This is a genomic window from Mycobacterium sp. (genome assembly GCF_019247615.1).
Taxonomy (GTDB): Bacteria; Actinomycetota; Actinomycetes; order Mycobacteriales; family Mycobacteriaceae; genus Mycobacterium.
Map to the genome: position 1 here is coordinate 1 of NZ_JAFBAT010000236.1, position 9079 is coordinate 9079.

The 9079-nt window shown below is 65.3% G+C and carries 9 protein-coding genes; 5 read left to right on the forward strand and 4 right to left on the reverse strand.

The window, feature by feature from the left end; genetic code table 11:
- From JO059_RS16250 to JO059_RS16260, 3 genes are all read right to left on the reverse strand, one after another.
- On the reverse strand, window positions 1–1154 hold a 1154-nt coding region (locus JO059_RS16250), incomplete at its 3' end, for an Nramp family divalent metal transporter (RefSeq protein ID WP_293320467.1).
- A gap of 90 nt (window positions 1155–1244) precedes the next feature.
- On the reverse strand, window positions 1245–2321 hold the full coding sequence (locus JO059_RS16255; RefSeq protein WP_293320469.1) for a diacylglycerol kinase: 1077 nt from the start codon (window positions 2319–2321) through the stop codon (window positions 1245–1247).
- Between the two features lie 9 nt (window positions 2322–2330).
- Complete coding sequence (locus tag JO059_RS16260) at window positions 2331–3122, reverse strand: SDR family oxidoreductase (protein WP_293320471.1); 792 nt, start codon at window positions 3120–3122, stop codon at window positions 2331–2333.
- Between the two features lie 282 nt (window positions 3123–3404).
- On the opposite strand from JO059_RS16260, the gene pstS reads away from it, so the two are divergent.
- The 3 genes from pstS (at window position 3405) to pstA (ending at window position 6506) form a co-directional block, all read left to right on the forward strand.
- Entirely contained in the window at window positions 3405–4529 is a 1125-nt protein-coding gene (gene pstS / locus JO059_RS16265; RefSeq protein ID WP_293320473.1) for a phosphate ABC transporter substrate-binding protein PstS, read from the forward strand.
- 11 nt (window positions 4530–4540) lie between these two features.
- The gene (pstC, locus tag JO059_RS16270; protein WP_293320475.1) at window positions 4541–5533 is read left to right on the forward strand and encodes a phosphate ABC transporter permease subunit PstC; all 993 of its coding nucleotides are present in this window, start codon (window positions 4541–4543) and stop codon (window positions 5531–5533) included.
- A gap of 70 nt (window positions 5534–5603) precedes the next feature.
- Window positions 5604–6506, forward strand: a complete 903-nt coding sequence (gene pstA, locus JO059_RS16275; protein WP_293320477.1) for a phosphate ABC transporter permease PstA — start codon at window positions 5604–5606, stop codon at window positions 6504–6506.
- Window positions 6507–6521: 15 nt separating this feature from the next.
- Here pstA and JO059_RS16280 read toward each other — a convergent pair whose 3' ends face one another.
- Entirely contained in the window at window positions 6522–7457 is a 936-nt protein-coding gene (locus tag JO059_RS16280) for a Ku protein (RefSeq protein ID WP_293320479.1), read from the reverse strand.
- Window positions 7458–7691: 234 nt separating this feature from the next.
- On the opposite strand from JO059_RS16280, the gene JO059_RS16285 reads away from it, so the two are divergent.
- On the forward strand, window positions 7692–8255 hold the full coding sequence (locus JO059_RS16285; RefSeq protein ID WP_293320481.1) for a sigma-70 family RNA polymerase sigma factor: 564 nt from the start codon (window positions 7692–7694) through the stop codon (window positions 8253–8255).
- The gene (locus tag JO059_RS16290) at window positions 8252–8950 is read left to right on the forward strand and encodes an anti-sigma factor (protein ID WP_293320483.1); all 699 of its coding nucleotides are present in this window, start codon (window positions 8252–8254) and stop codon (window positions 8948–8950) included. Before JO059_RS16285 ends, JO059_RS16290 begins: the two co-directional genes overlap by 4 nt.
- Window positions 8951–9079: the final 129 nt, after the last annotated feature.

A 9079-nucleotide genomic window follows, 5' to 3' on the forward strand; every position in this document is an offset into this window, starting at 1 on the left:
ACCGTGGTGACGGGATGGTTGACCTCGGGGCCCATCAGCTCCCGATTACTCGTCAGTCTGACCAAAGGGAGCACTGCGAACGGGATGCCGAAGGACAGCACGACTTGAGACAACACCAGTGCGCGGGTCGGGTCGAAGCCCAGCGCCAGGATCGCCACCGCCGGGCACAGTGTGACGAGTCGGCGCGCCACCATGGGAATCGACCGATGGAGCAGTCCCTGCATGATCATGGCGCCGGCGTAGGCCCCCACCGACGCCGACGCCAAGCCCGAGGCCAGCAAGCCGACCGCGAACATCACCGCTATCGCCGGTCCCAACGTGTCGTGGATCGCGGCGTAGGCGCCATCGATTGACGCCGTTCCCGCGTGGCCCTGCAAGTTGATGGCGGCGACGAGCAGCATCGCCACGTTCACCGTTCCGGCCACGGCCATTGCCAGCACGACGTCCACGCGGGTCACCTGCAGCAGCCGGCGGCGGTGCGGGCCCGCCTCCGGGTGTCCGTGCCGGTCGAGGGCAAGCCCGGAGTGCAGATACACCGCATGGGGCATCACGGTGGCGCCCAGTATGGCGGCGGCCAGCAGCAAACTTTCGGTCCCTCTGAACCTGGGCACCAGACCGCCGAGCACGGCATCGGACGGTGCGGTGGCGACAAAGAAACTGGCTGCGAAGCCGACGGCGATGACCAGCAGCAAGCCGGTGATGACACGCTCGAAGAGAAGTTGTCCGCGACGATCCCTGATCGCCAGGAGCAGCAACGAGATCACGCCGGTGATGACGCCGCCGATCGGCAGGGGCAAACTGAACAGGATCCGCAAGGCGATCGCCCCGCCAACGACTTCGGCCACGTCGGTCGCGATGGCCACGATTTCGGCCTGCGCCCAGAAGGTCAGCCGGAGCGGACGGTTCATCCGAGTGCCGATCGCCGCCGGCAGCGATCGCCCGGTCACCAGACCGAGCTTCGCCGACAAATACTGGACCAGCCCCGCCATCACGTTGGCGGTGACGATCACCCACAGCAGGAGGTAGCCGAACTGCGCGCCGGAACTGACGTTGGCCGCGACGTTTCCGGGATCGACATAGGCGATCGCTGCGACGAACGCCGGCCCGAGCAGATACCAACCGGTCTTGAGCGAGGCCTCGGTGCCCTGCGTCAACCTTTTAACCCTCGATCCATGTCCCCGAATGAAAAAGTGAGGATAGCCGAAAACATACCGGACAAACGTCGGGTGATGTCCGGCCGCGGGTTATCCGGGGACGTAGAGCCCGCGACCGGTGACCAGTGGCAGGTCGAGGGTCGTGACGATACCCGGCTGGGCGGCAACGACAACCGGAATCGCGTTGACGATCCGCATCGCGGTGGCGACCAGTCCGGCATGGTTGTGATCGCCGAGGCGGCTGCTCAGGCCGATGTCCACGGCGTAAGACGGCTCGCCGGTGATCTCGATGCGGTAGGAGCCGCCGGGCTGGGCGGGTTGCGGCCAATCCGGGCACAGGTCCTCGCGTAACCGGGTGACGTGTTCCAGCACGACGACGGGGTCGCCGTTGACCATTCCGAACACCTCGAAGCGGAGCGCCGCGGCGGTCCCCTTCGGAATGTGCCCCGAGGCGATGTCGAAGTCTTCGGGCGCCGGCTCGCGAACGTAAGTCTCGGCGACCTCGTCCAGTGAAACCCCCAGGCCGGCCGCCAATTGGCGCACCACCGATCCCCATGCCAGGCTGAGCACACCGGTCTGCAGCAGCATCGGGATCTCGTCGAGGGGCTTGCCGAAGCCCATCACGTCGAACATGACCACAGCGCTGTCGTAGGTGGCGTAGTCGACGATCTCCATGCATCGGATCTGTCGGATGTTCTGGCAGGTGCCCGCCAAGGCCAGCGGCAGCAGGTCGTTGGCGAAGCCCGGGTCAATGCCGTTGACGTACAGGCTCGAATTGCCTTCTCGCGCAGCATCTTCCAGCGGCGCGATGAGCTCTTCGGGGATCACTTCCCATGGGTACTGCAGGAAGACAGGGCCGCTGCCGACGATATTGACGCCGGCTGACAGGACGCGTCGGTAGTCCTCCAGGGCCTCGGGCAGTCGGTTGTCGGCCATCGCGTTGTAGACGGCGCATTTGGGCCCCGTCGCGAGCACGGCATCCAGGTCGGTTGTGGCCAGCACGCCGGTCGAGTCCGTAAGCCCGGCAAGCTCCGCCGCGTCTTTGCCGGCTTTGGCGTCCGACGAAACCCACACGCCGGTGAGCTCGAACTGCGGGTTGGTAATGAGCGCCCTGAGCGCGTGGACGCCGACGTTGCCGGTGCCGAGTTGAACGACGGGTATGGCCATGACGGGCTCCTACAGGTCCGGGACGGGGATGTCGAGGTTGGGGTAGGTGAGGCCACCGTCGACCTCGAGCGTTTTGCCGGTCAGGAAGCTGCCGGCCGGGGACGCCAGATACACTGCCGCGGCGGCGATGTCGACGGGGTCGCCGAGGCGGCGCATGGGCGTCGCCTTCTCCATCGGCGCGCGCAGCTCGTCGTTAGCGGCCACCACGTCCAGCGCCGAGGTCAGGATCGATCCCGGTGCGATGGCGTTGACCCGGATGCGTGGGCATAGGTCCAGTGCGGTCAGCCGGGTGTAGTGCGACAGCGCGGCTTTGGCGGTTCCGTAGGCCGCGAAACCGCGGCCCGCCAGCCGTCCCATGGTGGAGGTGATGTTGATGATGCTGCCGCCGCCGGAGTGCTCGAGCATCAGCGGTACCGCCGCGACGGTGAGGGCGTGGGCCGTGGCGACGTTGAAGGTGAAGGCGTCCTTGAGGTCCTTGGTCGAGGTGGTCAGCAGGGTGTTGGGCATGGTTCCGCCGACGTTGTTGACGACGATGTCTAGTTTCCCGAAAGCGTCGAGCGCCTGACCCGCCAGTTGCGCGGTCGCGTCCGGATGGGCGAGATCGGCCGCGATGACATGCGCTCGGCGGCCGGTGGCGCGGACCTGTTCGGCGACGGCTTCTAGTTGAGATTGGGTGCGGGACGCGATCAGGACATCGGCGCCGGCCTCGGCGAAAGCGAGCGCGATCGCCGCGCCGAGGCCGCGGCCGCCCCCGGTGACAACGGCGACCTTGTCGTCGAGACGGAACCTGTCAAGGATCATGGTGGCCTCTCTGTTGGACTCTGTACTTGGAGGTGTGGCCGAACCCTAGCAACCTCGCCGCCCCGGCCGGCGGCCTTTCTGAAACAGGTTCTAGTTTGGCATACGGGGACCGCGACGTGACCCCCGCAAGGGTTTGATCCGCGTCGGATTGGCGAGCGTGACCGCCGGGCAGAATTCGCCGAACGTTAACCTTCTTGCTGTTAGCTTCATGGCTGCGAGGGAACGACTGGTTGGCGAGCCGCGGCCACGGCGGCGGCGTGTCCTTAACTGTTAGGAACTGAATTGAAGCTCAACAGATTTGGCGCCGCGGTAAGTATCCTGGCAAGCGCCGCGCTGGTGTTGTCCGGATGTGGCAAGGAAAATAACACTGCCACTGGGACAGGCGGGGGAAGCGGGACGTCGGGCGCGTCGTCCGGAAACGTGAGTTGTGGCGGAAAGAAGACGCTGAAGGCCAGCGGTTCGACGGCACAGGCCAACGCCATGACCCGCTTCGTCAACGCATTCGAACAGGCCTGCCCCGGTCAGACCTTGAACTACACCGCCAATGGTTCGGGCGCCGGCATCACCGAATTCACCGGCAATCAAACCGATTTCGGTGGTTCGGACTCGCCGCTGGCACAGAACGAGTACGCCGCGGCCCAGGGGCGCTGCGGCTCGCCGGCGTGGAATTTGCCGGTCGTGTTCGGCCCGATCGCGATCACCTACAACGTCAAGGGCGTGAGTTCGCTGAGCCTCGACGGGCCCACCGCCGCAAAGATCTTCAACGGTGCCATCACCACGTGGAACGACCCCGCGATCGCGGGCCTCAACGCGGGCGTCAACTTGCCCGCGGAACCGATCCACGTGGTCTTCCGTAACGACCAATCCGGCACCACCGACAACTTCCAGCACTACCTCGACGCAGCGTCCAACGGCGCCTGGGGCAAGGGCGCCGGCAAGACGTTCAACGGCGGTGTCGGCGAGGGCGCCAAGGGCAACGACGGCACCTCGGCCGCCATCAAGGCCACCGAAGGTTCGATCACCTACAACGAATGGTCGTTCGCCAAGGCTCAGAACTTGAACATGGCCAAGATTGTGACCTCCGCCGGTCCGGACGCGGTGGCCATCAGCGCGGACTCCGTCGGCAAGACGATCGCCGGGGCCGTGGTCAAGGGACAGGGCAACGACCTGGTTCTCGACACCAACTCGTTCTACAAGCCGACGCAGGCCGGCTCGTATCCGATCGTGCTAGCGACTTACGAGATCGTCTGCTCGAAATACCCCGACTCCCAAGTCGGTACGGCCGTGAAGGCATTCCTGCAAAGCACAATCGGTGCCGGCCAGAATGGCTTGGCCGACAACGGATACATCCCGATTCCGGACTCGTTCAAGGCGAAACTGTCGTCCGCGGTCAACGCCATCGCGTGATACGGGGAGCAATGACGCGCGGATCCGTCGCCAGTCCGTCGACCGACACTTTGTCGGCGCCGAAGGCGACCCGTCCGCACCGGGTGCAGCGCGGCGACCAGCTGTTCAAGCTGGTCGCCGCCGCCGCCGGGGCAACGATCGTGATCGCGATCGTGCTGATCGCGGTGTTCCTGTTGGTCCGTGCCGTCCCGTCGCTGCGCGCGGACCAGGTGAACTTCTTCACCAGCGCGGAGTTCAGCACCGCCAAGGCGGAGCACCTGGCGTTCGGCATCCGCGATTTGTTCATGGTTACGGTGCTCAGCTCGGTCAGCGCGCTGGTGCTGGCCGTCCCGGTCGCGGTCGGGATCGCGGTTTTCCTCACGCAGTACGCGCCCAAGCGGTTCGCACGTCCGTTCGCGGCGATGGTCGACCTGCTGGCCGCGGTTCCGTCGATCATCTTCGGACTGTGGGGCATCTTCGTGCTGGCGCCGCAACTCGAGCCGTTTGCGGAGTTTCTCAACCGCAACCTGGGTTGGTTGTTTCTGTTCAAGCAGGGCAACGTTTCGCTCGCCGGCGGCGGCACCATCTTCACCGCGGGCATCGTGCTCTCGGTGATGATCCTGCCGATCATCACCTCGGTGTCGCGGGAAGTGTTCCGCCAGACCCCGCACATCCAGATGGAGGCCGCACAGGCGCTGGGCGCCACCAAGTGGGAGGTGGTGCGGATGACCGTGCTTCCCTTCGGTCGCAGCGGTGTGATCGCGGCGTCGATGCTGGGGCTGGGCCGCGCGCTGGGAGAAACCGTCGCCGTACTGATCATCCTGCGCTCGGCTGCCCAAGCGGGCCATTGGTCGCTGTTCGACGGCGGCTACACATTCGCTTCCAAGATCGCCTCCGCCGCAGCCGAATTCAGCGAGCCGCTGCCCACCGGGGCCTACATCGCAGCGGGATTCGCGCTGTTCGTCCTGACATTCATCGTCAACGCGCTCGCGCGCGCAGTTGCCGGCGGAAAGGTCAACGCATGACCCACGCGGGCGACGATGCCGTCGTGGTATGGCCCCGACACGCGGCACGAAGCGATGCGGTGCGGCGCTCATGACGATCGACGCCTTTGACCGGCCGGTCAAAACCGAGGTTTTCCGGCCGCTCAGCCTCCGGCGGCGGGCCACTAACACGGCTGCGACAACGTTTTTCATCGTCTCGTTCGTCGGAGCTCTGGTGCCGCTGGTCTGGGTGCTGGCGGTGGTGGCGACGCGGGGCTGGTACGCCGTCACCCGGTCGGGCTGGTGGACCCATTCGCTGCGTGGGGTGCTGCCAGACGAATTCGCCGGCGGGGTGTACCACGCGATATACGGCACGTTGGTGCAGGCGGGGGTGGCCGCCATCCTCTCGGTGCCCTTGGGCCTCATGGTCGCGGTGTTCCTGGTGGAATACGGCACCGGTCGCCTGGTGCGGCTGACGACGTTCATGGTCGACGTGCTTGCCGGGGTGCCCTCGATCGTTGCCGCGCTGTTCATCTTCACCCTGTGGATCGCCACTTTGGGGTTCGAGCAGAGCGCCTTCGCGGTCTCGCTGGCGCTGGTTTTGCTGATGTTGCCGGTGGTGGTGCGGTCGACCGAGGAAATGCTCCGGCTGGTGCCTGACGACTTGCGGGAAGCCAGTTACGCTCTGGGCGTTCCCAAGTGGAAGACGATCGTGTGGATTGTCTTCCCGATCGCGATGCCGGGCATCGTGTCCGGTGTCTTGCTGGCTGTCGCGCGCGTCATTGGTGAAACCGCGCCGGTGCTGGTGCTGGTCGGCTACAGCCGCTCGATCAACTTCGACGTCTTTCACGGCAACATGGCCTCGCTGCCGCTGCTGATCTACACCGAGCTCACCAATCCGGAACATGCCGGTTTTCTGCGGATCTGGGGCGCGGCTCTGACGCTGATCCTCATCGTCGCCGCGATCAACCTGGCAGCCGTGGCGTTTCGCTTCATCTCGAATCGTCGGCGCTGACGCCGCAGGGCGAGGTCAAGAGTTCGACGCGGCTTTGGAGGCCGTCTTTCTGGCCTGCGCCTTCTTTGCAGTCGTCTTCTTCGCGGGTGCTTTCTTTGCCGTCGTCTTCTTCGCGGGGGCCTTCTTGGCAGGTGCCTCCTTCGCGGGTGCGTTGCCCTCACCCGCGCGCGCCCGCACGCTGGCCTCCAGCTTGGCCAGCAGGTCGGAAACGTCCTCGGTCTCGTCGAGTTCTTTGGGCTGCTCTTCGGTGGTAAACGCTTCTCCGCCTTCGAGTTTCGCCTCGATAAGCTCGTGCAGCTGCTCCTGGTAGGTGTCGTGGTAGCGGTCCGGGTTGAAATCTTCGGCCATCGACTCCACCACCTGCCCCGCCATTTTGAGCTCCGCCGGCTTGATGTCGACCTCCTTGTCCAGCACGGGGAAGTCTGGATCGCGGATCTCGTCGGGCCACAGCAGGGTGTGCACCACCATAACGTCACGCTTGCCGAAGTCCTTGACGCGCAACGCGGCCAGCCTGGTCTTGTTGCGGAGCGTGAAGTGAACAATCGCCATCCGGTCTGTCTCCGCGAGCGTCTTGGCGAGCAGCACATAGGATTTGGACGATTTCGAGTCCGGCTCCAGGAAGTAGCTGCGGTCGAACAGCATCGGGTCCACCTCGCTGGCCGGAACGAACTCCAGGACCTCTATCTCCCGGCTGCGTTCCTCGGGCAAGGTGGCGATGTCGTCGTCGGTGATGATGACCATTTGACCGTCATCGGACTCGAAGGCCCGGGCGATGTCACGGTATTCGACAACTTCGCCGTCTATTTCACACACGCGCTGATAGCGGATGCGGCCGTTGTCCTTGGCGTGCACCTGACGGAACTTGATGTCGTGGTCTTCGGTGGCGCTGTACACCTTGACCGGAACATTCACCAGCCCGAACGCTATCGAGCCCTTCCAGATGGAGCGCATGCAAGTCAGTATGCCCGCATTTGCTGGGGCGTAACACCACGCCACGGTCGCCGAACATGCCGGTCGGCGCCCCGTCCAACGCGCCGGCAGCTTCGAATAACGCGTATGGAGCGATGGGTGGAGTCCAGCGTCGGCTCTGCGGATGGCGCCGCGGATCGTTCACCCGCAGATCGATTGGCACGTTTATGGCGACTGAGAGCGCAGCGGTAATCGCGAAGGATAGGCTACCGATCGATGACCGGAACGCCCACGTTGAGCAACGAGCTGGACGTCCTGCTGCACGAGGTCGCGCGGGGCGACAGCGCGGCCTTCGCCGCTGTCTACGACCTCACCAAAAGCCGAGTATATGGACTGGTGATGCGGGTGATGCGTGATCCCGGCTTCAGCGAAGAAACCACCCAAGAAATCTACCTCGAGGTGTGGCGGACGGCGTCGGCATACGATCCCAGCAAAGGTTCGGCGTTGGCCTGGTTGATGACCATCGCGCACCGAAGGGCCGTCGATCGTGTGCGCGCCGAGGAAGCCGGCAGCAGGCGGGAGGCCCGATACGCCGCTGAAAGCACCGACCTGGCCAGCGATGTGGTTGCCGAATCGGCGATCGCCGGCGACGAGCGTCGGCGGGTGGCGGAATGCCTCGGCGGGCTGACCGATGTGCAGCGGCAGTGCATCCAGTTGGCGTATTACGACGGGTTGACCTACAGCGAAGTGTCGAGGCGGTTGGCCATCAACCTGTCGACGATAAAGTCTCGCATGCGCGATGCGCTGCGGGGCCTGCGCAATTGCTTGGACGTGGCATGACCGAACCGACCGAATTCGAGTTGCTCGAGCTGGCCACACCGTATGCGCTGGATGCCGTCTCGGACCAGGAGCGGGCCGACATCGAGCGGCAGCTGGCGGCCGCACCACGGGCGCTGGCAGCGGCGTTCGAAGAGGAAGTCCGCGGTGTCCGGGAGACCGTCGCGGTGATGTCCGCGGCAACGTCGGCCGAACCACCGCAGCGCCTGCGTTCCGCGACGCTGGCAGCGGTGAACTCGCGCGGCGGTCGCCAATCACGCTGGCGCACCGCGGTTTTGTCATCGGCGGCGGCCGCGGTCGTGGTGGGCGCGGTCGCGTTCGGTGTCGGCGTGTTGATGCGGCCGCATCCGGCATCCACGGTCGCCGAGCAGGTGTTGGCGGCGCCGGATGTGCGGACGGTGTCTCGCCCGCTGGGTGCCGGAACCGCGACCGTGGTTTTCTCCCATGATCGCAACGCCGGCGTGCTGGTGATGAACAATGTGCCGCCGCCGTCTCCAGGCACCGTCTATCAGATGTGGCTGATCGGTGCCGCGGGTCCCACTTCCGCCGGGACGATGGGCACCACCGCGGTGACGCCCTCGACGACGGAGACTCTGCCGACCCTCGGGTCGTCGACCGCCCTGGCGTTCACCGTCGAACCCGGCAGCGGGTCGCCGCGGCCCACCGGGAAAATACTGGCTGAGCTGCCTTTAAACTAGTTCGGCTTGCAGAGGATCCGCCCAGTGTGGGCGATATGGACGAAAATTCCGTGAAACGCGTGCATAACCACCACGGTCGGCGCGCCAAGGAGGTCGCGGAACCGATCCACGGCCGGATCGGCGACGAAT

Excerpts from the sequence above, each read along its gene's own strand:
- JO059_RS16255 (WP_293320469.1), bottom strand. The coding sequence starts at position 2,321 with ATGGCCATACCCGTCGTTCAACTCGGCACCGGCAACGTCGGCGTCCAC.
- JO059_RS16260 (WP_293320471.1), bottom strand. The coding sequence starts at position 3,122 with ATGATCCTTGACAGGTTCCGTCTCGACGACAAGGTCGCCGTTGTCACC.
- pstC (WP_293320475.1), top strand. The coding sequence starts at position 4,541 with ATGACGCGCGGATCCGTCGCCAGTCCGTCGACCGACACTTTGTCGGCG.
- pstA (WP_293320477.1), top strand. The coding sequence starts at position 5,604 with ATGACGATCGACGCCTTTGACCGGCCGGTCAAAACCGAGGTTTTCCGG.
- JO059_RS16280 (WP_293320479.1), bottom strand. The coding sequence starts at position 7,457 with ATGCGCTCCATCTGGAAGGGCTCGATAGCGTTCGGGCTGGTGAATGTT.
- JO059_RS16285 (WP_293320481.1), top strand. The coding sequence starts at position 7,692 with ATGACCGGAACGCCCACGTTGAGCAACGAGCTGGACGTCCTGCTGCAC.
- JO059_RS16290 (WP_293320483.1), top strand. The coding sequence starts at position 8,252 with ATGACCGAACCGACCGAATTCGAGTTGCTCGAGCTGGCCACACCGTAT.